This window comes from Sphingobium trunci (assembly GCF_022664535.1).
GTDB lineage: Bacteria > Pseudomonadota > Alphaproteobacteria > Sphingomonadales > Sphingomonadaceae > Sphingobium.
The window spans coordinates 181,491-204,458 of record NZ_JAKUJY010000005.1; the positions used below are offsets into that span (position 1 = coordinate 181,491).

The 22,968-nt window shown below is 64.5% G+C and carries 27 protein-coding genes and 1 pseudogene; 8 read left to right on the plus strand and 20 right to left on the minus strand.

Annotated features, from left to right (window positions below; genetic code table 11):
* Positions 1–2 precede the first annotated feature (2 nt).
* Positions 3–722, plus strand: a pseudogene (locus tag MJ601_RS06770) (hypothetical protein); the annotation flags it as partial.
* A gap of 54 nt (positions 723–776) precedes the next feature.
* On the opposite strand, the gene MJ601_RS06775 reads toward MJ601_RS06770, so the two are convergent.
* The 3 genes from MJ601_RS06775 to MJ601_RS06785 all read right to left on the minus strand — a co-directional run bounded on the left by MJ601_RS06775 (position 777) and on the right by MJ601_RS06785 (position 3,357).
* Positions 777–1,457 carry a murein L,D-transpeptidase catalytic domain family protein gene (locus MJ601_RS06775; protein WP_242124645.1) on the minus strand — a complete coding sequence of 227 codons (681 nt, stop codon included), beginning with the start codon at positions 1,455–1,457 and terminating at the stop codon, positions 777–779.
* A 126-nt stretch (positions 1,458–1,583) separates the two neighbouring features.
* Positions 1,584–1,880 carry a hypothetical protein gene (locus tag MJ601_RS06780; RefSeq protein WP_242124647.1) on the minus strand — a complete coding sequence of 99 codons (297 nt, stop codon included), beginning with the start codon at positions 1,878–1,880 and terminating at the stop codon, positions 1,584–1,586.
* Between the two features lie 4 nt (positions 1,881–1,884).
* Positions 1,885–3,357: a L,D-transpeptidase family protein gene (locus MJ601_RS06785; RefSeq protein ID WP_242124650.1), complete on the minus strand. Its 1,473-nt coding sequence runs from the start codon at positions 3,355–3,357 to the stop codon at positions 1,885–1,887.
* A gap of 58 nt (positions 3,358–3,415) precedes the next feature.
* Here MJ601_RS06785 and MJ601_RS06790 point away from each other — a divergent pair, with 58 nt between their 5' ends.
* On the plus strand, positions 3,416–4,357 hold the full coding sequence (locus MJ601_RS06790) for a histone deacetylase family protein (RefSeq protein ID WP_242124773.1): 942 nt from the start codon (positions 3,416–3,418) through the stop codon (positions 4,355–4,357).
* Positions 4,358–4,387: 30 nt separating this feature from the next.
* Here MJ601_RS06790 and MJ601_RS06795 read toward each other — a convergent pair whose 3' ends face one another.
* The 7 genes from MJ601_RS06795 to hisB all read right to left on the minus strand — a co-directional run bounded on the left by MJ601_RS06795 (position 4,388) and on the right by hisB (position 8,495).
* Entirely contained in the window at positions 4,388–4,966 is a 579-nt protein-coding gene (locus MJ601_RS06795) for a hypothetical protein (RefSeq protein WP_242124652.1), read from the minus strand.
* Between the two features lie 73 nt (positions 4,967–5,039).
* On the minus strand, positions 5,040–5,360 hold the full coding sequence (locus tag MJ601_RS06800; protein ID WP_242124654.1) for a phosphoribosyl-ATP diphosphatase: 321 nt from the start codon (positions 5,358–5,360) through the stop codon (positions 5,040–5,042).
* Positions 5,361–5,402: 42 nt separating this feature from the next.
* The gene (locus tag MJ601_RS06805) at positions 5,403–5,639 is read right to left on the minus strand and encodes a PEP-CTERM sorting domain-containing protein (protein ID WP_242124656.1); all 237 of its coding nucleotides are present in this window, start codon (positions 5,637–5,639) and stop codon (positions 5,403–5,405) included.
* A gap of 159 nt (positions 5,640–5,798) precedes the next feature.
* The gene (gene hisF / locus MJ601_RS06810) at positions 5,799–6,563 is read right to left on the minus strand and encodes an imidazole glycerol phosphate synthase subunit HisF (RefSeq protein ID WP_242124658.1); all 765 of its coding nucleotides are present in this window, start codon (positions 6,561–6,563) and stop codon (positions 5,799–5,801) included.
* A complete protein-coding gene (gene hisA, locus MJ601_RS06815) occupies positions 6,560–7,297 on the minus strand; it encodes a 1-(5-phosphoribosyl)-5-[(5-phosphoribosylamino)methylideneamino]imidazole-4-carboxamide isomerase (RefSeq protein ID WP_242124661.1) in 738 nt (245 codons plus the stop codon). The genes hisF and hisA overlap by 4 nt, the downstream gene beginning before the upstream one ends.
* The gene (hisH, locus tag MJ601_RS06820; protein ID WP_242124662.1) at positions 7,294–7,911 is read right to left on the minus strand and encodes an imidazole glycerol phosphate synthase subunit HisH; all 618 of its coding nucleotides are present in this window, start codon (positions 7,909–7,911) and stop codon (positions 7,294–7,296) included. Before hisH ends, hisA begins: the two co-directional genes overlap by 4 nt.
* Positions 7,908–8,495: an imidazoleglycerol-phosphate dehydratase HisB gene (gene hisB, locus MJ601_RS06825; protein WP_242124664.1), complete on the minus strand. Its 588-nt coding sequence runs from the start codon at positions 8,493–8,495 to the stop codon at positions 7,908–7,910. Before hisB ends, hisH begins: the two co-directional genes overlap by 4 nt.
* Before the next feature lie 87 nt (positions 8,496–8,582).
* Here hisB and MJ601_RS06830 point away from each other — a divergent pair, with 87 nt between their 5' ends.
* The 4 genes from MJ601_RS06830 to gmk are packed head-to-tail and all read left to right on the plus strand — an operon-like array spanning position 8,583 to position 11,618.
* Positions 8,583–9,059, plus strand: a complete 477-nt coding sequence (locus MJ601_RS06830; RefSeq protein ID WP_242124665.1) for an SspB family protein — start codon at positions 8,583–8,585, stop codon at positions 9,057–9,059.
* Between the two features lie 57 nt (positions 9,060–9,116).
* On the plus strand, positions 9,117–10,511 hold the full coding sequence (gene fumC, locus MJ601_RS06835) for a class II fumarate hydratase (protein WP_242124667.1): 1,395 nt from the start codon (positions 9,117–9,119) through the stop codon (positions 10,509–10,511).
* A gap of 49 nt (positions 10,512–10,560) precedes the next feature.
* Positions 10,561–10,902, plus strand: coding sequence for a hypothetical protein (locus MJ601_RS06840; RefSeq protein ID WP_242124669.1), 342 nt, complete (start codon positions 10,561–10,563; stop codon positions 10,900–10,902).
* A 50-nt stretch (positions 10,903–10,952) separates the two neighbouring features.
* Positions 10,953–11,618, plus strand: a complete 666-nt coding sequence (gmk, locus tag MJ601_RS06845) for a guanylate kinase (protein WP_242124671.1) — start codon at positions 10,953–10,955, stop codon at positions 11,616–11,618.
* Here the strand turns inward: gmk and MJ601_RS06850 are convergent.
* From MJ601_RS06850 to MJ601_RS06860, 3 genes are all read right to left on the minus strand, one after another.
* On the minus strand, positions 11,593–12,681 hold the full coding sequence (locus MJ601_RS06850; RefSeq protein ID WP_242124673.1) for a class I SAM-dependent methyltransferase: 1,089 nt from the start codon (positions 12,679–12,681) through the stop codon (positions 11,593–11,595). The two genes, gmk and MJ601_RS06850, sit on opposite strands and share 26 nt — an antisense overlap.
* Positions 12,671–13,537 carry a prolipoprotein diacylglyceryl transferase gene (lgt, locus tag MJ601_RS06855; RefSeq protein WP_242124675.1) on the minus strand — a complete coding sequence of 289 codons (867 nt, stop codon included), beginning with the start codon at positions 13,535–13,537 and terminating at the stop codon, positions 12,671–12,673. The genes MJ601_RS06850 and lgt overlap by 11 nt, the downstream gene beginning before the upstream one ends.
* A gap of 303 nt (positions 13,538–13,840) precedes the next feature.
* Positions 13,841–15,286 carry a hypothetical protein gene (locus MJ601_RS06860; RefSeq protein WP_242124677.1) on the minus strand — a complete coding sequence of 482 codons (1,446 nt, stop codon included), beginning with the start codon at positions 15,284–15,286 and terminating at the stop codon, positions 13,841–13,843.
* Between the two features lie 1,027 nt (positions 15,287–16,313).
* Between MJ601_RS06860 and MJ601_RS06865 the strand changes: the two genes are divergently transcribed.
* Positions 16,314–16,859 (plus strand): hypothetical protein, encoded by a 546-nt coding sequence (locus MJ601_RS06865; protein WP_242124679.1) that lies wholly within the window; start codon positions 16,314–16,316, stop codon positions 16,857–16,859.
* 123 nt (positions 16,860–16,982) lie between these two features.
* Here the strand turns inward: MJ601_RS06865 and MJ601_RS06870 are convergent, their stop codons facing one another.
* The 4 genes from MJ601_RS06870 to rpsF all read right to left on the minus strand — a co-directional run bounded on the left by MJ601_RS06870 (position 16,983) and on the right by rpsF (position 19,199).
* Positions 16,983–17,732, minus strand: coding sequence for an alpha/beta fold hydrolase (locus MJ601_RS06870; protein WP_242124681.1), 750 nt, complete (start codon positions 17,730–17,732; stop codon positions 16,983–16,985).
* Between the two features lie 205 nt (positions 17,733–17,937).
* On the minus strand, positions 17,938–18,534 hold the full coding sequence (gene rplI / locus MJ601_RS06875; RefSeq protein ID WP_242124683.1) for a 50S ribosomal protein L9: 597 nt from the start codon (positions 18,532–18,534) through the stop codon (positions 17,938–17,940).
* A gap of 13 nt (positions 18,535–18,547) precedes the next feature.
* A complete protein-coding gene (gene rpsR, locus MJ601_RS06880) occupies positions 18,548–18,772 on the minus strand; it encodes a 30S ribosomal protein S18 (RefSeq protein WP_004212076.1) in 225 nt (74 codons plus the stop codon).
* Between the two features lie 13 nt (positions 18,773–18,785).
* Entirely contained in the window at positions 18,786–19,199 is a 414-nt protein-coding gene (gene rpsF, locus MJ601_RS06885; protein ID WP_242124685.1) for a 30S ribosomal protein S6, read from the minus strand.
* 249 nt (positions 19,200–19,448) lie between these two features.
* Between rpsF and MJ601_RS06890 the strand changes: the two genes are divergently transcribed.
* A complete protein-coding gene (locus MJ601_RS06890; protein WP_242124687.1) occupies positions 19,449–20,852 on the plus strand; it encodes a GntP family permease in 1,404 nt (467 codons plus the stop codon).
* A gap of 37 nt (positions 20,853–20,889) precedes the next feature.
* Here MJ601_RS06890 and MJ601_RS06895 read toward each other — a convergent pair whose 3' ends face one another.
* From MJ601_RS06895 to MJ601_RS06905, 3 genes are all read right to left on the minus strand, one after another.
* Positions 20,890–21,252: an RcnB family protein gene (locus MJ601_RS06895; RefSeq protein WP_242124689.1), complete on the minus strand. Its 363-nt coding sequence runs from the start codon at positions 21,250–21,252 to the stop codon at positions 20,890–20,892.
* A 219-nt stretch (positions 21,253–21,471) separates the two neighbouring features.
* Positions 21,472–21,639, minus strand: a complete 168-nt coding sequence (locus tag MJ601_RS06900; protein ID WP_242124691.1) for a hypothetical protein — start codon at positions 21,637–21,639, stop codon at positions 21,472–21,474.
* Positions 21,640–21,761: 122 nt separating this feature from the next.
* On the minus strand, positions 21,762–22,967 hold the full coding sequence (locus tag MJ601_RS06905; RefSeq protein WP_242124693.1) for an ABC transporter permease: 1,206 nt from the start codon (positions 22,965–22,967) through the stop codon (positions 21,762–21,764).
* Between the last annotated feature and the right edge of the window lies 1 nt (position 22,968).

The window sequence follows — 22,968 nt, forward strand, 5'->3', positions numbered from 1 at the left end:
CCTTGTTGTCCCGCACCTTTGTTATCGCCCTCTCGACCGTTGCTGCGCCGCTCGCATTCCCCGCCCCCAGCTTTGCTCAAGAGGCGGCCGCGCCCACCGCTGCCCAGATGACGTCGGCACAGATCGCGGCCTTCAACCAGGCCGTGACCGATTTTACCGCCGGTCAGACGGCGCAGCAGGCGGGTGACAACAACGTTGCGGCGGCCAAATATGAGGCCGCGCTCCCCGCCATCCGCACGGCGGTTCAGATCGATCCGGGCAAGATCGAGAATGTGAACTTTCTCGCCAACGCCCTTTATGCCGATGCCGCCGCACAGGGCGCGCTGGGCAGGATGGACAAGGTGATCGCCCTCTACAGCGAATCCGCTCCCTATTGGCGTCAGATTGTGGAAGCCAAGCCAGCCGACGCCGCCAACCGCAACATTTTTGCGGGGATCCTGATCCAGCTGGGCAATCAGAAGCTGGCGGGGCAGGACAAGGCCGGCGCCGATCCGCTCTACAAGGAAGCGCTGGCCCTGGCGCGGACATCCGTGGCGGAGAATGGCACGGACGCGGTGTCCAGGAATATCCTGCTGTCTGCCCTGATCGGCGCGAGTCAGACGGCCAATGATCCAGCACTGACGAACGAGGCACTCAGCCTGGGCAAGGCGATGTTGAGCGACGGAACCATCGATGCCATGAACAAACCGTCCGTTCAGGCCATGACGGGCAAGAAGGCCGGTTGGTTTCTGGCACGGGGAGGGAAGGCGTTTGCTTTCCTTCCCCCGGATGGCAGTTCAGGAAAGGCCGCCGATGATCTTGTCGGCGTACAGCATCCGCCCTGGGCCCAGCAGCCCGATAAATTGCGGCAGCATATGGCGGGCGAGCGCGAAACAGCCCTCGCTGCGGCCGATCTTGCCCCAGGTGGCGATGTGATTCTCGCTCACATAATCGGCGCCATGGACGACGATGGCGCGCATTTCCGCATTGTTGTTCTGCGGATCGAGCCCCGTCAGCCGCATGGCGCGCCCATGCTGGCCTTCGTAAATCTCACCCGTCTTGAACGCACCTGAACAACTGGCGAGCGAATTGGGCTCGTTGGAAAAGGTCTGGAGCCAGCCGGAATGTTCGGGGTCCGAACCCCGGCCATGAGCGACCAGATAGGAACTGGACTGCCCCCCGATCAGGTCGACCACATGAAAGCGCAACTCCCGCGACGGCGCGTTGAAATCGGCCAGGGCAACCCGGTCCCGCAGTTCGAACATATGGCCATGCTGGTCGAGCGCGGCCTTGGCGCGTTCCAGCAATTTGGCATAGGGCTGCGTCGCCAGCGACCCGGGAGAAATCGGCCGGGGCGTCGGCGGAAGTGCGGGGCTGGGCAGCGTCTCGCCCAGCGAAGCGGCTCGCCCGGCACTGTCGGCAAGAAACGAAAAAGCCAGCCCGCTTAAAGCGAGCTTGGTAAAATTACGACGATCCATGAATCGCAATATAGCAAATGCGCCGGACCGCTCCAAGGGGAGGGCGGCGCAACCGCAACCATTCGTCCGATCCGGATCAGCAAAACCGCCGTTCTGCTCCGATTCCGCGCTCGGGCGAGTGGTTCGTCATTGCGTCGCGTTGGCGGCTTCGCCCGACTGGTCCCTGTCGAGGCGCGCCGTCATGCCGGTCGCATCGGCATCGTCCTGGATCTGCTGCTGTTCGGAAATGCTCGGCGGCGCGGCAGGCTGGGCCGCTGCGCTATTGTTGCCCGGCTCGGGCGCCGGGGCCGCCGGTTCATTGACGATGACATTTTCCACCGGCGGTTCGACCAGATTGTTGGTGGCCGGCGTCTCTTCGTCCTTCTTGTTGCAAGCGGCCAAGGCGAGCGCCCCGGCGAGGGCGATGAAAGCGATCTTGCGCATGAATTCAGTCCTTGGATGCGATGGTGGCTGCGGGAGTGGCGGCAGGTGCCGTGGTCGGATCGGAACGGCTGCTCGACGCCTCGATCTTCGCGGCGAGCAGCTTGTCCCAGCCATAGGGGTCGGAACGGAAGCTCATCGTGCCATTATTGCTGGCAAAGGCAGTCCAGTAGAGAAGATAGACCGCCACCTCCTTGGGCAGTGACACCCGCTGGGTCTTGCCGCTATCGATCAGCGACTGGATCTTGCCAGCCAGGTCAGGATCGCTGGCCACCATCAGTTCGGCCAGCGGCACCGGCTTTTCCAGGCGAATGCAGCCATGGCTCGCCAAGCGGTCATAGCTCGAGAATTTCGCCCGCGACGGGGTATCGTGCAGATAGACGGCGAAGGGGTTGTTGAAATCGAACTTCAACCGTCCCAGCGCGCTGCCGGGACCGGCGGGTTGCACGATCCGCTCCCCGGTTTCGGGGGTTCCGACGATCTTGTAGCCCTGACGGATCAACGCGGCACGGCCCTTGGGCCATAATTCGCGCTTGGCGATGGAGGTCGGAACGTTCCAGGGCGGATTGACGACGATCGAATGGATGCTGGACGACAGCATCGGTGTAGCATTGTCCGGCGCGCCAGTGACGGCGCGCATGGACGTTACAGGCTGGTCGCCCTCGAAAACGGTCAGCACGGCTGCGGCGATATTCACCTGCACCCGGTTGACGGGCAGGTCGCGCGGCATCCAGCGCCAGCGCTCCATATTCGCCATGATCGCAGCGATTCGATCCTCCACCGGCACGTTCAGTTCCTTGAGCGTGCGCGCGTCGAGCAGGCCGGTGGGGTTAAGCCCATAGCGCCGCTGTGCCCGTTGCAGCACATCGGTGAGCTTTTCTGCGGGGGTGACGCTCTTGTCTTCAATCGCGATGCGCGTCCGCACCTTATCGGGCGAGGATTGCGCCGTCAGCACGGGCCATCCGCCGGTGTCGCGGATCCGCTCATAATTGGCGAGGCCCTTGCGCAACCCGTCATAGCCGGCATAGGGCGGCGTCAGGCCCAGTGCCCATTGCGGCAGCCGGTCTTCGGCAATCGCCTTCGCAAGGCCGGGGTGCGGATCGAAAGGGGCGGGCCGCAATGCCCAGATTTCCAGGAAATCCGCCGTGTTCACCCGGCCGGTGCTCAGCGCCTTTGCCCGGTCCAGCACCGCGGAGATCAGGGCGTCGCCCTTGAGCGTACCCGTGGCCTTGCTCCGCGCCATCAGGCCCTGCTGCGCGCCGCCCGTCAGCCAGACATTCAGCCATTTTTCCTGCGCCGCGGAGAGCGGCGGCAAGGGTACCGGTGGAGGCGGCGTCACGATGGCGGGCGGCAGAATGACCTGGGGCTGGGCAGGGGCGGGCAGCGTGGGCGCAACCGCAGGAGGCTGCGCCAGAGCGGGCGATGCAGCGGCTCCCAGCAGACAAAAAACGGAAAAACGGATCAATTTAGGACGGTTCATGCTGGACCAGATAGCGCAAAGCCCGCATCGTTCAAACTCGAAGATAGCGGAAAAGATGATGCTGCACGTCGTTCACCATCCGGCTTATGCCTCTCCGGCAACAAATTTTGGGGTGACAGGGGGCAGCCATTTCCGGTTCGACAAATATGGGCTGGTGATGGAAGCGCTCCAGCATAGCGGTGCGGCCTTTACCGTCCATGAACCTGAGCCCATGCCCCGCCGCTGGATAGAGGCCGTGCACGACCCGGCCTATGTGGCTCAGGTCTCAAGCCTCGCCGTACCACGAGAGAAGGAGCGGCGCATCGGCTTTCCGGTGACGGAAAGGGTCGCGCGCCGTTCGATGCTCTCGCCGGGCGGAACGTGGCTGGCCGCCCGGCTGGCAAAGCGGCACGGCTATGCCGCCAATGCGGCGGGTGGCAGCCATCATGCGCTGCACGACAGCGGGGCGGGCTATTGCATATTCAACGATCTCGCCATTGCGGCCCACCGCCTGATCGAGGAAGGGGACGCCCGGCGCATCCTGATCCTCGACCTCGATGTGCATCAGGGTGACGGAACCGCATCGCTGATGGCGGGGCGAGGGGACGTCTTCACCTTGTCGATCCATGCGGAGAAGAATTTTCCAGCCCGCAAAGCCCGTTCGACGCTGGATATCGGCTTGCCCGATGGCACGGACGATGAAGTCTATCTGGCAACGCTCGCGGGGGTTTTGCCGGGCGTACTGGATGATTTTGCTCCCGATCTCCTTCTTTATCAGGCGGGAGTCGATGCTCATGCCGATGACCGGCTGGGTCGCTTGTCGTTGACCGATCAGGGGCTCGCGGCGCGCGACCGGATGGTCATGCGCGCTGCCCGCGACCGGGCGATCCCCCTCGCCAGCGCGATGGGAGGCGGCTATGGAGAGGACCGCATGGCGATCGCACGCAGACATGCCGATTGCATGATCCGGTTGGCGGAAGAATGTGCCGGGTCGCCGGTCAAGCTTCGCGATCTACCCTGATTTCAACCGTTGATCGCTCTGGAAGCCTCTCTAATGAACCGTGCCGGTAACCGGTTCGGCTTGGCCATCGCTTCTGCTCTCCATGATCTTCGCTGCAACCAGTCCTGCCGCGACAAGTGCCAGGAAATCACTGAAGGCCAGATAGAGGATGTAACCCCATGGCGCGTGGTTGAACACGGCCTGCCCAATATGCAGCCATAATATCGAGGCCAGCGAAAATATGAGGGTGACGCGGGCCCTCTGGGCGAAATCGGCGCCGATGAAACGCAACATGAAGGCGATCAGTAAGCCTACCACCAGCGCCAGAATCAGTCCGCCGATGAGCGCGCTGGCATCCGTCACCGGAAAGCCGCCATTATTGTAGAAGACCATCGCGACCGGTCCCTTGCCATACAGGATCGTACCCTGGGCCGTGGCGGGATCGGGAACCACGTAGACGCCGGTGCCGGTCGCGGTCAGCGCCTGCGCCATGGCGGCCTGCAATTGACCGCTGGCGGCCGCATCGGCGCGATGAAAGGCCAGCGCACTGAGCGGCGTTCCCCAGAAGACGAACCCGACAAGATACATGGCCACGCCGCCGATCAGGCCGCCGAGCAAGGTCTTGATCATATGCCCTCCTGTCATCTCGATGGGACGAGAAGCTGAAGGACAAACGCGGGGCCTGCAATATCTTTCCGGAAAATCAGTCGGCTTTGCGAGAGGCCTTTTCCGCTATCCCCGACACGCCCTCGCGCCGGTCCAGTTCATCCAGCACATCGTCCAGCGCAATATCGAGGTCGGCCAACAGCACCAGCAGATGGAACAGCAGGTCCGCGCTTTCACCAATCGCGCCCTGGCGATCGGAGGCCATGGCCGCGATCACCGTCTCGACGGCTTCCTCGCCGACCTTCTGGGCGATCTTGCCGCGCCCCTTCGCGGTCAGCCTGGCCACATAGCTTTGGGAGGGGTCCGCCTCCCGCCGCTGGCGGATGGTCCGTTCAAGATCGAAAAGGGTCGCGCGCATGGCGCCATCAAGCGCCGCGCGCGCGACCCGTCAAATGAAAACTTACTTCCGCTTGTGGCGCGCGACGAAAAGCCGGGCGCCCAGCACGGCTGCACCCATGGCGAACAGCGCCACCTGCTCGGGTTCGGGCACCGGGGTCGGCGTGCCGCCCGAGGATGAACCACCGGAGCTGGAGGAGCCGCCGCACTTCTTGCCCCAGCACCATGTCGCCCCGGCCGGAGCCGCCGCACCCATCAGGGCCGCTACGCCAGCGGCCAGAAACAGCTTGTTTACATTCATCTTTTCTACCCCTTGTTCGTTTGAAGCAGGTGATGAGGATGGTGCATGAGCCGTGCCAGACAGGCGATATGGAGCAACAGCGGCGCCACCATGGTTAACGGCGCATCGCGCAAATTGGTTAATGTCAATTCAACCGACGCTTTTCACGTAAATCCGGTATCAGCCTGCCCGGACGGCTATGCCGGCGGCCGCCAGCGCCTGATGCGCTTCGGCAATGCTATGTTGACCGAAATGAAATATCGATGCTGCCAGGACCGCGCTGGCATGGCCTTCGATCACCCCTTCCACCAGATGAGCGAGCGTGCCGACGCCGCCGCTGGCGATCACCGGGATCGACACCGCATCGGCAATGGCGCGGGTGAGGGCAAGATCATAGCCCGCCTTGGTGCCGTCGCCGTCCATGGAGGTCACCAGCAGTTCGCCCGCACCCAGTTTTGCGAGCCGGATCGCATGTTCCAGCGCATCGATGCCGGTGGGCTTGCGTCCGCCATGGGTGAAGATTTCCCAGCGCCCCTCGCCGACGCGGCGCGCATCGACCGAGCCGACGACGCATTGGCTGCCGAAACGGTCGGCGATATCGGCCACCACTTCGGGGCGGATGACGGCGGCGCTGTTGACGGCCACCTTGTCGGCACCCGCGAGCAGCAGCGCTCGCGCATCATCCGGACTGCGTACGCCGCCGCCGACCGTGACAGGCATGAAGCAGACTTCCGCTGTCCGGCGCACGACGTCGAGAATGGTGCCGCGCGCCTCATGGGTCGCGGTGATATCGAGAAAGCAGAGTTCGTCCGCGCCCGCCGCGTCATAGACCTTGGCCTGTTCGACCGGATCGCCCGCGTCGCGCAGATCGACGAAGTTCACGCCCTTGACCACCCGGCCATTGGCGACGTCGAGACAGGGGATGACGCGGGTGCGGACCGTCATGCCGCCGCCTGCGCCACCGCCAGCGCGGTCTTGAGGTCCAGCCGTCCGTCATAGAGCGCGCGGCCGGTGATGACGCCTTCAATGCCCTCATCGGCATGCAGGCTGAGCACGCGGATATCCGCGATTCCCGCAACCCCGCCGCTGGCGATGACGGGAATGCCGGTCGCCCGCGCCAGATCGACGGTTGCGTCAATATTGCAGCCCTTGAGCAACCCGTCGCGGCCGACATCGGTGAAGAGCAGGCTGGCGACGCCGGCATCCTCGAACCGGCGGGCAAGGTCGACCACCGGCATGTCGGACTTTTCGGCCCAGCCGTCGGTTGCCACGAAGCCGTCGCGGGCGTCCACCGCGACCACGATGCCGCCGGGGAAATCGCGCGCGGCCGCCTTCACGAATTCAGGGTCCTTGAGCGCGGCCGTGCCGATCACGATTCGAGACACGCCAAGGCCGAACCAGCGCTCCACGGCTTCGCGGTTGCGGATGCCGCCGCCCAGTTGCACATGGCCGGGGAAGGCCGCGACGATCGCTTCGACCGCTTCGGCATTGACCGCATGGCCCGCGAAGCTGCCGTCCAGGTCGACCACATGCAGATGCTGCGCCCCGGCCTCCGCGAACAGCAGCGCCTGTGCCGCGGGATCGTCGCCATAGACGGTGGCGCGGTTCATGTCGCCCTCGGCCAGGCGCACAACTTGTCCACCCTTGAGATCGATGGCAGGAAAAACGATCAGGCTCACGGCCTCCACTCCAGAAAGCGGGAAAGGAAGGAAAGGCCATAGCTCTGGCTCTTTTCCGGGTGGAACTGGCAGCCGATGATCGTATCGCGCGCCACGGCGGCGACCAGCGGGCCGCCATGATCGGTGACCGCCGCGATATGATCCTCCTGCGCCACGTCATAATGATAGCTGTGCAGGAAATAGGCTTCTCCGGCTTCCAGCAAGGGTGGCTTGCCGCGCAGGATGACGTCGTTCCATCCCATGTGCGGCACCTTGACCGACGGGTCGGCCGGTTCGATCAGCCTGACCGTGCCGGGAATCCAGCCCAGCCCCTCATGCCGTCCGAACTCCTCGCCCGCGTCCGCCAGCAATTGCATGCCGACGCAGACGCCCAGAAACGGGACGCCCCGCTGGCGCACGGCTTCGTTCATCGCCTCGACCATGCCGGGGATCGCCACCAGCGCGTCGCGGCAGGCGCGGAAGGCGCCGACGCCGGGCAGGACGATGCGGTCCGCCTTCGCCACCACATCGGCATCGGCGGTGATGACGGCGTTTTCCGCTCCTGCCTTGCGCAGGGCGTTGTGGACCGAATGAAGGTTGCCTGCGCCGTAATCGATCAGGGCCAGGGTCGTCACAGCATCCCCTTGGTCGACGGAATGGCGTCGGCCTTGCGCGGGTCGATTTCCACCGCCTGTCGCAGCGCGCGGGCGAGTCCCTTGAAGCAGCTCTCGACGATATGATGGTTGTTGGAGCCGTAGAGATTTTCGATGTGCAGCGTGATTCCCGCCGCCTGCGCGAAGCTGTGGAAGAAATGCTCGACCATTTCGGTGTCCCATTCGCCGATCCGCTGCACGGTGAAGGACAGGTTGAACACCAGCCAGGGGCGACCCGAAATGTCCAGCGACACGCGGCTCAACGTCTCGTCCATCGGCGAATAGACGCTGCCGTAGCGGGAAATGCCGCGCTTGTCGCCCAGCGCTTTCGCCACGGCCTCGCCAAGGGCGATCGCGGTATCTTCCGTCGTGTGATGCTGGTCGACATGCAGGTCGCCGACCGTCTTCACGTCCATGTCGATCAGCGAATGGCGCGACAGTTGCTCGATCATGTGATCGAGAAAGCCAATGCCCGTCGAAACGGTATAGATGCCGGTACCGTCGAGGTTGACGGTCACGTCGATCTGCGTTTCCGCAGTGTTGCGGTGAATGTCGGCCGTGCGCATGGCAGCGCCCTATACCGAAGTGGGGGCGTGTTGCAATGTGCCGTGGCGCACTTGACCAGCGCCGTGGCGCCGTTAGGACATTGGCGCATGAGTGACGACCTGCCCGACAGCCTGATTCCCTATGATGAAATCGTGCAGGAAGCCCTGCGCGCCGTGGTCGGCCGCGTATTGGGGGAAATCGAGCGTTCGGGCGGTTTGCCCGGCGCCCATCATTTCTACATCACCTTCAAGACTCAGGCGGCCGGAGTCGACATTCCGCGCCATCTCGTCGAGCGTTTCCCCGACGAGATGACCATCGTGCTCCAGAATAAATTCTGGGACCTGAAGGTCAGCGACGATGCCTTCGGTGTCAGCCTGACCTTCAACCAGGTGGCGGCACACCTGCATATTCCCTTCGCCGCGATCACGGCCTTTGTCGATCCGGCGGTCAATTTCGCCCTCCAGTTCCAGGCGCAGGCGGACATCGCGCCCGAACCGCATGAAGAAGCGGAAAATGATGCGCCCCAGGTGACGTCGGAGGACGGGTCCAATGTCGTCACCGTGGATTTCGGCAAAAAGAAATAAGCACTGGCATCGGGGGCCGGTCTCCCCCAGATTGAAGGCGCTCCCACCGTCGAGGGAATGCCTGCCGTGACCGAAACACGTATCGAAACCGACAGTATCGGCGCCATCGAAGTGCCGGCCGCCGCCTATTGGGGCGCGCAGACCCAGCGCAGCATCGAAAATTTCCCCTTCGGCGCGACCGAACGGATGCCGGTCGGCATCGTCCATGCCCTCGCCATCGTGAAACGGGCCGCGGCGCGGGTGAATCGCGGGCATGGACTCGATCCGGGCCTGGCCGATGCCATTGAGGCCGCTGCCGCTGCAGTCGTTGCGGGGGAGCATGACGACCAGTTTCCGCTGGTGATCTGGCAGACCGGCAGCGGCACCCAGTCCAACATGAACGTCAATGAGGTGATTGCGGGCATCGCCAATGAGGCGCTGACCGGCAAGCGCGGCGGCAAGAGCCCGGTTCACCCCAACGATCATGTGAATATGGGGCAATCGTCGAATGACAGCTTTCCCACGGCGCTGCACATCGCCGCCGCGCGGGCGGTCGTGGACCATTTGTTCCCCGCGCTCGACCGGCTTCACGCCGCGCTGGATGCCAAGGTCCGGGCCTGGGACGGTATCGTCAAGATCGGACGCACCCATTTGCAGGATGCGACGCCTTTGACGCTGGGGCAGGAATTTTCCGGCTATGCGCACCAGATCTATCGTTGCCGCAAGCGGATCGAACCGGCGACCATGCATGGGATGACCGCGCTGGCTCAGGGCGGGACAGCGGTGGGCACCGGGCTGAACGCGCCCAAGGGGTTCGACGTGGCCGTTGCCGGCGAAATCGCGGCCCTGACCGGGCTTCCGTTCCGCGCCGCCGACAACAAGTTCGAGGCGCTGGCGTCCAACGATCCGCTGGTGCACCTGTCCTCGACGCTCGCCACTCTGGCGGTGGCGCTGACCAAGATCGCCAATGACATTCGCCTGCTGGGGTCCGGTCCGCGTTCCGGCCTTGGGGAACTGGACCTGCCCGCCAACGAGCCGGGCAGTTCGATCATGCCGGGCAAGGTCAATCCGACCCAGTGCGAAATGCTGACCATGGTGGCTGCCCAGGTGATCGGCAATCATCAGGCAGTGACGGTCGGCGGCTTGCAGGGGCATATGGAACTCAATGTCTTCAAGCCGATGATCGGCGCGGCCGTGCTGCGCTCCATCCATCTGTTGAGTGTGGGGATGGACAGTTTTGCCGAACGCTGCGTCGAAGGGCTGGAGGCGAACGAGAAGCGCATTGCCGAACTGGTGGACCGCTCGCTGATGCTGGTGACGGCGCTGGCCCCGGAAATCGGCTATGACAATGCCGCGAAGATCGCCAAATATGCCCATGTTGAGGGACTGACGCTGAAGGAAGCCGGATTGCGGCTTGGGCTGGTGGATGAAGCGACCTTCGATCGGCTTGTTCGGCCCGAGAAAATGGTCTGATGCAGATCAACATGGCGGAACCGGGCGCCGTGCGGTACATTGACCTCCCATGAAAAAGAAATCGCCAGATCATCCGCCGATCGCCGTCCGTTCCCCGCGCAAGGGCGGTTTGCTCAAAAAAGCGGCGCGTGTGGGGGCGACCGTGGTTGCGGCCCGCGTGGCTGCTGATACCGGCAAGAAGGGCGTGATCGGGCTGCTGGCCGGGATGGGCGCCAAGCGTCTCATCATGCGCTATCCGGCCGGTGCGCTTTTCGTGACGGGTGCCTATATGGCCGGGAAGATTTACGAGGCCAAGCGCGAGGCGGACCGGAAGCGCAAGGCAAAGGCGTTGCCGCCGCCATCCGCCCAGCCGATATTGATTGCTGAGGCGCGCAAGGCCCGCAAGGGTTAGGGCTTTTCACAACCTCTTGCCAAATGCCGTCCATGGCGCCACTAGCGGCCATGGCCGACAGCATCTCCATCGAGACGCCCGATTTCAAGCGCCGGGGCGTCCTTTTCGTACTTTCCTCGCCTTCCGGCGCGGGCAAATCCACCATCGCGCGCAAGCTGCTTGCGGCGGAACCCGATCTCGCCATGTCGGTATCCGCGACGACGCGGCCGATGCGGCCGGGCGAGGTCGACGGCAAGGATTATCATTTCGTCGATCTGGAGGAATTCCGCCGGATGACGGCGGATCATGAATTTCTGGAATGGGCGCATGTCTTCGGCCAGCGCTACGGCACGCCGCGCGCGCCGGTCGAGGCGATGCTGAAGAGCGGGCGCGACGTGCTGTTCGATATCGACTGGCAGGGCGCCCAGCAACTCCACCAGATCGCCGGCGGCGATGTGGTCCGCGTGTTCATCCTGCCCCCGTCGATGCAGGAGCTGGAGCGGCGGTTGCGCGGGCGGGCGACCGACAGCGCGGAGGTGATCGAAGGACGCATGTCGCGCGCGGCGGGGGAGATCGCGCATTGGGACGGCTATGACTATGTGCTCTGCAATGTCGATGCGGAGGATTGTTTCCAGCGGGTCCAGACCATCCTCCACGCCGAGCGCATGAAGCGGAGCCGGCAGACGGGCCTGATCGGCTTCATCCGCAAACTCAGCCGCTACCATCAGGAGGATTGAGTTCGAAGCCGGCCGGGGCAGCCCAGTCGGGGTGGACCCAGGCCATGGCCTTGAACAATAGTCCCATCTCACCGTCCGCGACCAACCGGTTGCGGGCGCTTTCCACGTCGGCGGCGCGGCCGGGTGACGTGCGGGCGAGCTGGTCGGCGCGTATGTCGATGCCGAGCTGACGCAGGAAGGCGCCCTGACCGACCGGACCCATTACCCGCAATCCCGCCTGACGCGCCATATTGCCGATCACCGTGAAATCCACATGGGTGGTGAGGTCGCTTTCGCCGGGCGCCAGGAAAGGGTCGGCGAACCGATGATCCTTCACCGCCTGGAGCGTGTCGCCGAGGGCGGGGCCTTCATAGCCATAGTCGATGATGATCGCGGCGCCGCCCTGCCGGGCGATGCGCTGGGCCAGTTCCAGCGCGATCGCGGCGCCGACCAGCGGCGTTTCGACGATGGCGCCTTCCGGTGCGTCGGCGGCCATGGCGGGAAGGCCGGATTCGATGCGGCGATAACCGGGCATGGCGGCGAAGCGGTCGGGTTGGTCGGGATCGGGGTGGACCACGACCCGTTCGCGCCATTCCTGGCCGGTGCGGACCAGTTGGCGCACGGGCAAGGCGTCGAAAAACTCGTTGGCGACGACCAGCAGCGGGCCCTGTTGGGGCAGTTGCGCGATGCTGTCGTGATGGAAGACGTTGGGCACCAGGGCGCGTTGCCTTTCGCGCAGGCTGGGGCTGGTCTCGACGAAATGCACGCGGGGGACGAGCGTGGCGCTGGCCATGGTGCGTAGCGCGTCGGAGGCGAGCGTGCCGCGGCCGGGGCCGAGTTCGACATAGCAGCTTTCCGGGCGGCTGCCGGACCGCATCCAGACGTCGGCGAGGCACAGCCCGATCAGTTCCCCGAACATCTGGCTGATTTCAGGCGCCGTCGTGAAGTCGCCCGCCGCGCCCAGCGGGTCGCGGGTGCCGTAATAATGCTGGTTCGCCTCCGCCATATAATGGGCGACCGAGATCGGGCCGCCCGCATGGATCTGGCGGGCGAGGCGCTCCGAAAGCGTCAGGTCAGCTGACACTCGCGCTGCCCGCGACCGGTTCCACCCTGATGCGGCGGCCCTTGGCGGTGGCGATCAGGTAGAGGCCGCCCAGGATCATCGGCAGGCAGAGCCACTGGCCCATGTGCAGGCCGGTGCGCTGGGCGAAATCCATCAACTGCTGATCGGCTTCGCGGAAATATTCGACGCCGAAGCGGAAGATGCCGTAGCAGAAGAGGAAGATGCCGACGAGCATGCCGGGCTTGTAGCGGGCGCGGGTCTTCCAGAAGGCGAAGGCGAGGATCAGGAACAGGACGATGCCTTCGAAAAAGGCTTCGTAAAGCTGGCTCGGGTGGCGGGGGAAGGGGCCGCCGGTCGGGAAGATGATCGCCCAGGGCACGTCGCTTTCCTTGCCCCACAATTCCCCGTTCACGAAATTGGCGAGACGGCCGAAGAACAGGCCGAAGGGGACGCAGCAGGCCACGAAATCATGGATGCGCAGCCAGCTCAGCTTCTCCTTGCGGGCCATGTAGAGGATGCCGAGCGACACGCCGAGCGCCCCGCCGTGGAAGGACATGCCGCCATTCCAAAGCTTGAAGATATCGAGCGGGTGGCGCAGGATTTCGGGCTGGTAGAAGAAGACATAGGCCAGCCGTCCGCCGATGATGATGCCCAGCGTCGCGTAGAAGATCATGTCGTCGGCATGGCGGCGCGCCATCGGCGAACCGGGCTGGGCGATCAGCTTCAGGAGATACCAGTAGCCGATCAGGATGCCCGCGAGATAGGCGAGGCTGTACCATTTCAGCGTGAAGAAGCCGAGGTCCAGCGCGACGGGGCTGAGACCCAGCTGGTCGAAACGGATGGCGCCTGAAGCGGCGGCGGCAAGGTCAAGGATCAAGTTGTCGTTCCCCTTGGGAATGTTGCTGCCGCCATAGAGCAAGGCGGGGCGGGAGGCAAAGGGTGGAATGGCATTGGGGTGACATAAGTGACACGATGGAGACGCCTGGAAAGCGGGGTTTTGCCGCCCTGTCCCGCAGGTGAAAGAGCCGCGTTCGGCCTAGAGCATTTTCGAAGCAGGCAGCATCACCTGCTGGCTCGGAAAATGCGGAAAACCAAAGACAAAAGGAGCATGATCCGATTCAGCTTGATCGGATCATGCTCTAGCCAAAGGCGGCGGCTGTAGGACAGGAAAAATGCGGCCTCAGTTCATGAGGTCGGCATAGCGGGTGGGCGCCGGGGGCAGGGTCAGGCGGGCGGCGGCGCCCGCGCACAGGATCAGGATCATGGCGATGGCCGCAGGGGCGGTCCGGCGGAAGGGTGCGCCCCTTGGCGCCAGGACCAGCCAGCCCCATGCCGTGGCGAGCATCGCCCAGAGATGATAGCGCAGGTCGGACGAGATGCTGAGGGCGACGAAGCTGGCCTCCTGGAACAGGGCGGAGGCGAAGAGCGTCAGGGCGAGGGTTCGTGGCGGGCTTTCCGGCTGCAGGACAGCTAGCCACAGCCCCCAGAATGCGGCGACGGTCCAGAGGATGGGCCATGCCAGCGGCGTTTCCACCAGCCAGGCGGCAACGCGTTGCCAATGGACGGCGGCGCAGCAGGCCGGGCCGGTGAGGCCCAGGCTGTTGGGTTCGGGGCTGGCGGGCGGCGCGGCGAGCGGCCAGCGCATCGGCACCAGCCAGCGTTCGGTGGAATTGAGATGGGCGAGGCGGTGGCCGAGATAGGCGAGCGGATGGTGTGCCACCGCCATCACGAGGTCGGCATAAAGCCGGGCCGCCGGCGCCTTTTGCCATGGATCGATGGCGGCGGCGCAGGCCGGTGCGTCTCCCAGCGAATCCCAGAAGAGCGGCTTGACGCAATGGTGGCGTATCAGCGTGGCGGTCGCTGCCGGGGGCAGGCCGGGCGCGGCGCCTTTCGTCCGCACGGCGATGCCGGCGAGGTCGTACATAGGCTGGGTGCGGGTGACGCCGCTATCCTCCGCGCCGAGCAGGCGATGATTGACCGGCTGGGACAGGAGCAGGACGGCGGGAATGGCCGCGATCGTCGCCAGGAAGCGGGCAGGCTGGCCGCCGGGCCGGGGGATCAGCAGCATCGCCAGCGGAACCGTGGAGAAGACCGCGTTGGCGCGGACCAATGTGGCGTAGAGGAGGCACAGGGCCGCGACGGCCAGCGCGGGCGTTGCGATGGGGCGGCCCCGCAGGCGGTAATGCGCGATCAGCCCGGTGGCGAGGCTGAGGGCGCCGATCATCTGGCTGTCCTTGATGACGGTGGCGAGCCAGCCGAGCAGGAATGGCGTCGCGCCGACCGCGAACAGGATGATGGCCCTGCGGCCGCCCAAAGCGCCCGCCAGCAGGCCCAGGCCCAGCCAATATCCGGTCATCTGCAGGAGGAAGAGCGGCGCGGTTCCGGCGGACAGGATGGAAAGGGCCGCCCAGAGACGGGCCATGACCGGCGGATGCCAGTCGTCATAGCTGCCGCTGACCACCTGCTGATATTGCACGATCGTATCGTAGGTGGCGATGCCGGGCCAGAAGAGGAGGAGGGATAGCGCCAGCAGGATGAAGGCTGCCGCGATGGACCTGCCGGGGAAGGGGCGCTGGTCGGCGTGAGGGGGCGGCCGGTGGGGAGGGATGGCCTCTGGAACCATCATGGCTGGGTGGCAGCAATTATCCCGCCTGTCGAGATGGGAGCATGACGGGACAGGCAGCGGGTCATGCCTTCGCTATCGCAGGAAGGCGGGGGCGAGGATAGGGAATGTCCGGGAAGGGTGGGTGGCGGAATGTCTGTTGCGCGGAATAGAATGGGGTATGGCGGACATTGCAGGGATGTGGAATGGATCTGGAGCAGGGCGCCATATCTCGAGCCTGCACCGCACAAGGGGCACGGAAATCATGAAGCAGACAATGAAGAAGACGAACTATATTGTCCCCGCCGCTCTTGTCATATTTATATTGTATATTGGCTGGCCCTACGCCCGAATTCACCCGGATATCCAGGCCGCCCCTTTTGCCTGGCCTGCGGGATGTGAAAACAAAGTTTATCACAAGGGCGATGCAATATCATATAGCTGTATAGTGAAGTCGTACCAGTTCCAGGATGCTCTTAAATACCATCTTTCACGTGATGGTCGAAGCGCCGACGCGGCGCGTTGGTACAGGGTTGGCAATGACTTACTGTGGATCGATTGCCTTCCATCATGCGCAGTATACGACGCGGAGAATAATGTATTTCATCAAGAAGTAGGTAAATGAACTAACGTCGGGCTCCGCAATATGCCTAATCTTCGTCGTTGCATTTATGTCCCGGAACGCGACCGACGCGCCGCTTCGCTGACAGCAGGATGGACGGCTTTGTCGAGTTCCTTGCTGCTGGTTTCGGCCCGTTTTCTTGCTTTGCGACGCCGGTCGGGCGAGCGCTGAACGTCGGCTTCTGTTCGATGTTGCCCGGTCTGCTTTCTTTCCCGAGCCGGTGATGCAGGTCATCGGAAGCGTGAAGCGGTTCGGGAGTGGGAGAATGGCGATGCAGCATGAACGGCGGAGGCCCCGACTTAACACCTTGCACTAGCTGGGATATCGCCTAGTTTCGATAAAGCCTGGAGTTGGAGCGATCTCCCCATGTTCATTCAGAACCGAGCCCTGCATGGGAAGCCTCTCCCCTCGCTGGTGAAACGCGGCGCCTTGCTGATCGCGCTTTTGACGCTGACGGGCACTATGCCTGTGCTGACCATGTCCTTGGCCGCCACCCCTCCGGCAGAGGGGACCATGGCGGTCAGCGCGACGAATGTCGACGGAAGCGAGGATGCTTCTTCCGATATTTTCCGCGACGCTGCGGCCAGCGCGCTGGCGGCACGGGGCTTTACGCTTCTGGACGGCTCCGATCATGCGGCCTACCGGATGGAGCTAATAGTCCACATATCCGAGGTCGGCACCGGCAATGCGAAAGTGGCCCCGTCCCATTCTGACCTGATGAGCGGCGGCGTCGCTGGTGCGGTCGGATCGATATTCAAAGTCCCGCTTCCGTCGAGCAAATCACAGCATGTCGCGCTCGAAAGAACGCAGCTCGACATGAATTTGCGAAAACGGGGCGGGGAAGAGGTGATCTGGCACGGTAAGGCGGTAACGGTTCGTCCCGCCGGAACCCAGCAGAATATAGCCTCCGAATTGTGCAACGCGTTGCTGCGCGCCTATCCTGCCCAATCGGAAGACGTCATCGGCGTGCCCTGAGCGCTCGATCCCACTCCGCCTCCCTTCGCTTCGCTCGGCAAGGCTCCATATCCTTCTCCCATCAAGGGAGAAGGTTTTATGCCGTTCGGGCAAGCGGCGTGCGGCAGCGGAAATGGGCGGGCATCAGGCGGATATCGTCGCAAAACTGCGCAGAATCTCGGCCAGGGCGTGCGGGTGGGTGTTCATGGGCTGGTGGCCGGTATCCACTCGCGCAATCTCGATCGCGCCGATCCGTTCGGCGAAACGCTGTTGCCATGCGGGCGGCAGGATCGCGTCGCGCAGCGCGATCACATAGAGGGCGGGCACTGTGCGCGCCTCGGCATAGCTCCAGTTCGTCTCGGCCATGCCGCAGGCGGCCGGCCAGGCGTCGTTCCCCAGCGTCGCCAGAAAGCCGTCCGCCTCCGCCGCGGTCATGTCGTTGCAGAACATCGCCCGGAACAGGTCGCGCTGCGGGGTGGTCAGGGGATCGAGCGGCCAGCCGACGCTGTCCGGATCGGCGCCGTGAATGCCGATCCCCATCATGGCGCTTACCGTCTGACCCTTTTCCGGGGCGCAGCAGGTGACATAGGCGGTGCGCGCGATCCGTGCGGACCGGGTGGAAAGGCGCGGCAGCACCGTCCCGGCCTGGGAATGGCCTACCAGCAGGGCGTCCGAGAGGCCGGCGGCTTCAATATCGCGGGCCAGTTCCTCAATGACGGCGGCATGATCCAGTCCGGCCGTGTCGCGGCCGCGCTTGGTGCCGCAGCCGGGAATGTCGAGGGCCAGGATGTGGCGGGCATCGCTGCCGTCCTGCAGGCGGATCGCGGCGATCGTCGCCTCCCAGATCCAGCCGCCCTGACCTCCGCCGTGCAGCAATGCCATATCCCGAAGCATCCCGGCTCTCCCTCCGCTTGGCTTTCACCCGCTGCTGTTCCGCATCGCCTTCTTGAAGGGGTGCGGGGCTGGGGTCAATGTGGCGCGGCTTGGGATGCCGCGCATGATGCGCCGGGTGCTGGAAATCATGGTTCGGGAAAGGTCTGCCGCCAACAAAAAAGCCGCCCGGCAAGGGGCGGCTTCTCTGTCGTTCCGAAAAGGAAACTCAGGCTTCTTCGGCCGGAGCTTCCTCGGCTTCCACGGCGATCTCGCCGGGTTCCGCGTTCGGATCATAATCTTCGGTGAAGCCGCTCTCGTCCTTTTCGAACAGGTCGGCCATCACGTCGACGCCCTGCGACTGCAGGTCGGCTTCTTCCGGCGAGCGGGCGACGTTCACCGTGATGGTGACGGCGACCTCGGGGTGCAGCGCGACCTTGACGTCGAAAACGCCCAGCGTCTTGATCGGGCGTTCCAGCACGACCATCGCCTTGGTGACGTTGGTGATGCCTTCGGCGTGCAGCGCCTCCACGACGTCACGGACGGCGACCGAACCATAGAGGTGGCCGGCGTTGGACGACTGGCGGATCAGGACGATCTGCTTGCCGTTGACGCCTTCGGCAGCCTTTTCGGCGTCCGAGCGGCGGGCGGCGTTGTCGGCCTCGATCTTCGCGCGGTTGGCTTCGAACACCTTTTTGTTGGCGGCGTTCGAGCGCAGCGCCTTCTTGTTGGGCAGCAGGAAGTTACGGGCGTAACCGTCCTTCACGGTGACGACGTCACCGATGGCGCCCAGCTTTTCGATGCGCTCAAGGAGAATGATTTCCATGGGTCTTTCTCCCTTACTTCACGATGTAGGGCAGCAGGCCCAGGTGACGGGCGCGCTTGATGGCCTGGGCCAGTTCGCGCTGCTTCTTGGCGGACACCGCGGTGATGCGGCTGGGGACGATCTTGCCGCGCTCGGACACGAAGCCCTGCAGCAGACGGACGTCCTTGTAATCGATCTTCGGCGCATCCTTGGCGGCGAAGGGGCAGCTCTTGCGGCGGCGGAAAAACGGGCGTGCCATGGTTCAGATCTCCTTATTCGCCAGCGGCTTCTTCGCGCTCGCGGCGCGGGCCACGATCGCCGCCACGGTCACCGCGATCGCCGCGCGGACCGCGCTCGGCGCGTTCCTGCTTGCGCATCATGACCGACGGGCCGGTTTCCAGCTCATCGACCTTGATGGTCATGTAGCGGATGATGTCTTCGTTGATCTGGGTCTGGCGCTCCAGTTCCGCAACGACACCGGCGGGGGCGTCGATGTTCAGCATCACATAGTGAGCCTTGCGGTTCTTGGCGATCTTGTACGCCAGGCTGCGCAGGCCCCAGGTCTCGACCTTGGTCACCTTGCCGGCATTTTCCTCGACGATCTTGGTGGCGGTTTCCGCCAGCGCGTCCACCTGCGCCTGTGCCAGATCCTGGCGCGCAAGGAACACATGCTCGTAAAGAGCCATGGGTATTGCCTCATCTGTTGGCCGATCGCTGACGCCCACCCCATGTGGAACGCCCCTCCGGCTGTCGTCCAAAACATTCTTCCGTGCGGCCGCGAGTCACCCCGTGGCCGTGCGAAGCGGCGCCTATGACGGAAATGCCCCGCAAAGGCAAGGCCGGAAAGGCCGGAGCGCGAAAGGCCAGGGAGGCTTGGCGTCCGGCCGAAGGATGCATAGAGGTTGATCCAGGCAACGCAAAAGGGGGAGAGTGGGATGGCGGTCGGGATTGCGGCCTTGTCGCTGATATTGCTGATGGTCGCCGCCTATCGGGGCATGAGCGTCATAGTGATGGCGCCGCTGCTGGCGATGCTGGCGGTGTTCCTGACCGATCCGGCGGCGGTGCCCACGGTCTTTTCCGGCCTGTTCATGGAGAAGGTGGCGAGCTTCCTGAAGCTTTATTTCCCCGTGTTCCTGCTGGGCGCACTGTTCGGCAAGCTGATCGAGATTTCGGGCTTTTCGCGGGTGATCGTGACGGCGGTGATCGGGCTGGTGGGCGCGCAAAGGGCGATTCCGGCGATCATGCTGGTGACGGCGCTGCTGACCTATGGCGGGGTTTCGGTGTTCGTCGCGGTGTTCGCCGTCTATCCCTTCGCTGCCGAGATGTTCCGGCAGGGGGATATTCCCAAGCGGCTGGTGCCTGCGACCATCGGCCTTGGCGCGATCACCTTCACCATGGATGCGATGCCGGGCACGCCGCAGATCCAGAACATCATTCCGGCCAGCTTTTTCGGCACGACCGCCTGGGCGGCGCCGGTGCTCGGGCTGATCGGATCGGCCTGCATCATGGGGATGGGGCTGACCTATCTGGGCTGGCGCAAGCGGATGATGACGGCGTCGGGGGAGGGCTATGGCGCGCCGGAGACGCTGGTGAACGAGCCGGAAGCCGTCGTCGAGGCGCGGGGCAGGGTGCATCCCCTGATCGCGCTGCTGCCCCTGCTGGTGGTGGGGCTGGGCAATCTGGCGCTGACCATGCTGATCCCGCGCTGGGTGCCGCAGGAGGAGGTCGGCGTGTCGCTGATCGGCCTGGCCGAGCCGGTCACGGTCAAGGTGGCGCAGGTGGCCGCGCTCTGGGCCGTGGAGGGGGCGCTGCTGCTGGGGATCGGGACGATCCTGCTCTTCGCCTTCCGGCCGGTGGCGCGGCGCTTTGCCGAAGGGTCGAAGGCGGCCGTGGGCGGGGCGCTGCTGGCGGGGATGAATACGGCGGTGGAATATGGCTTCGGCGCGGTGATCGCCGCGCTGCCGGGATTTCTGGTGGTGAAGGAGGCGCTGAAGGCCGTGCCCGATCCGCTGGTGAATGAGGCGATCACGGTGACGTCGCTCGCCGGGATTACGGGATCGGCCTCGGGCGGGCTGTCGATCGCGCTGGCGGCGATGGCGGAACAGTTCGCGGCGGCGGGCGATGCGGCGGGGATACCGCGCGAGGTGCTGCACCGGATCGCCTCCATGGCGAGCGGGGGGATGGACAGCCTGCCGCACAACGGGGCGATCATCACCCTGCTGGCGGTGACGGGGCTGACCCACCGGCAGGCCTATAAGGATATTTTCGCGCTGACGCTGATCAAGACCTGCACCGTGTTCGTGGTGATTGCGGTCTATTATCTGACGGGGCTTGTATAGCAAAATGCCCCGGAGGCGATCTCCGGGGCATCCTGTCCTATCGGATCGCGCCGGTGATGACCGAGGCGACGATGCCGCTGGCGATGGCGACCAAAACCGCGTCATTGCCTGAGCGGACCCAGTGATAGCCGCGCGGCGGGGCCTTCAGGCGGTAGCCGCGATAGTCGTTGATGACGCGGTAATCGCGGGCGTAGCGGCGGTCGAAGCGCTGACCCCTGGCCCAGCGGCGATGGTCGTCCTTGCGGATCACCGTCGTCTGCCTGACCACGGTGCGGCCATGCGGACCCTGCTTGACGATGCGGGTCTCCTCGCGGTGCGGTGCGGCCTCTGCCTGCGCGGCGGCCAAGGGGCTGGCGACCATCGTGGTCGCGGCCAGGGCCATCCAGAATTTCTTCATCATGTCGTTTCTCCTCGTTCAATCTCTGCGCCGCTGTCCGGCGTCGAAACCCGATCTAGGAGGGGCTTGTCGCAACCCTGTGTCGCAGCGCGGCGAAGTTTGTCGGAAATTGTAACGAAAGCCGATTTAGTCTGAACATTCGTTCATAGCCTGCTCTTTTCGCGCCGAAACACCCCGGAGGATGGCTCCGGGGCGTGAGGGGTTTGCAGGGGAAAGATACCCTCAGCTCGGCAGGAGGGTCGCGGTGACCACCATGCGCTGGAGCAGGATGGGATGATCCTTCCCCTCCAGCACCGGGCCTGCCTTGTCCGGCCGGGCCAGCGCGAATGAGGTGAGGCTGGCCGCGAGCAGCAGGGCGGTGGCGGTCAGGCTGATGGCGATGATCTTCATGAGGCTTCCCTTTCCATGCGTGCCCGGCGGGGCGTCATGGAAAGGGCGTTAACGGCTGGCTGTCGCAGGATTATGTCGGATCGTGGCAAAGCTGTCGCTAAATGTAATCTGCGGTCCCGGCCCTATTCGTGACGGAGCGCGTCGATGGGGTTGAGCGCCGCCGCGCGCCGCGCCGGGAAATAGCCGAAGACCACCCCGATCGCGGCCGAGAAGAGGAACGCGATCAGGTTCACCTTCACGTCGAAGAGGAAGGGCACCTGCATCAGCGGCGCGATGGCGAGGGAGGCGACCAGCGCCAGGAACAGGCCGATAAGGCCGCCGAGACAGGACAGCACGATCGCTTCGACGAGGAATTGCATCAGCACTTCGCGGGCGACGGCGCCGATGGCGAGGCGGATGCCGATTTCGCGGGTCCGCTCCGTCACCGACACCAGCATGATGTTCATGATGCCGATGCCGCCGACCAGCAGGGAGATGGCCGCCACCGCCGCCACGATCTGCGTCAATATGGTGGTGGTGCCGGTCAGCGTGTCGCTGATCTGCTTGGTGTCGAAGACGTTGAAATTATCCTCCGTGCCCGGCTTGATCTTGCGGCGCTCGCGCATCAGCTCCTCCAGGCTCGTCTGGACCGTGGCGGTGTCATAGGCGTCGTCCACCGCGACCATGATCTGGCTGATGTCGCGGTCGCCGGTGAAGCGGCGCTGGACGAACTTGATCGGCATGACGACGACATCGTCCTGATCGGCGAAGCCGCCCTGTCCGCGCGTCGCGAGCGCGCCGATCACCTGGCAGGAGACGCCCTTGATCCGCATCCGCTTGCCGACCGGATCATTGCCCTGGAAGAGGTTGGTGCGGACCGTGTTGCCGATGATGCAGACGGGTTTTCCGGCTTCCTCCTCCTCCGGCATGAAGAGGCGGCCGGTGTCGGCCTTCCAGCTTTGCACCTCGAAATAGGCGGCGGTGGTGCCGTAGACGGTGGTGGACCAGTTGCTGCCCTCATAGATGGCGGTGCCGCTGGACTGGACCATGGGCGCGACCGCGCGCACGCCGGTGAGCTGGTTTTCGATGGCGCTGAGGTCGGCGGGCTTGAAGTCCGGGGGGCGCGGGCCGCCGCCGCCCCGGCCGAAGCCCTGGCCGGGGCGCAGTTGCAGGACGTTGGCGCCCAGCGCACTGATCTGCTGGCGGACGGCGGCGGTCGCGCCGTTGCCCAGCGTGACCATGGTGACGACCGCCGCGACGCCGATGATGATGCCCAGCGTCGTCAGGAAGCTGCGCAGCTTGTGCCGGTTGATCGCGCGAAAGGCGAGGATGACGGTGGTGCCTAGCATC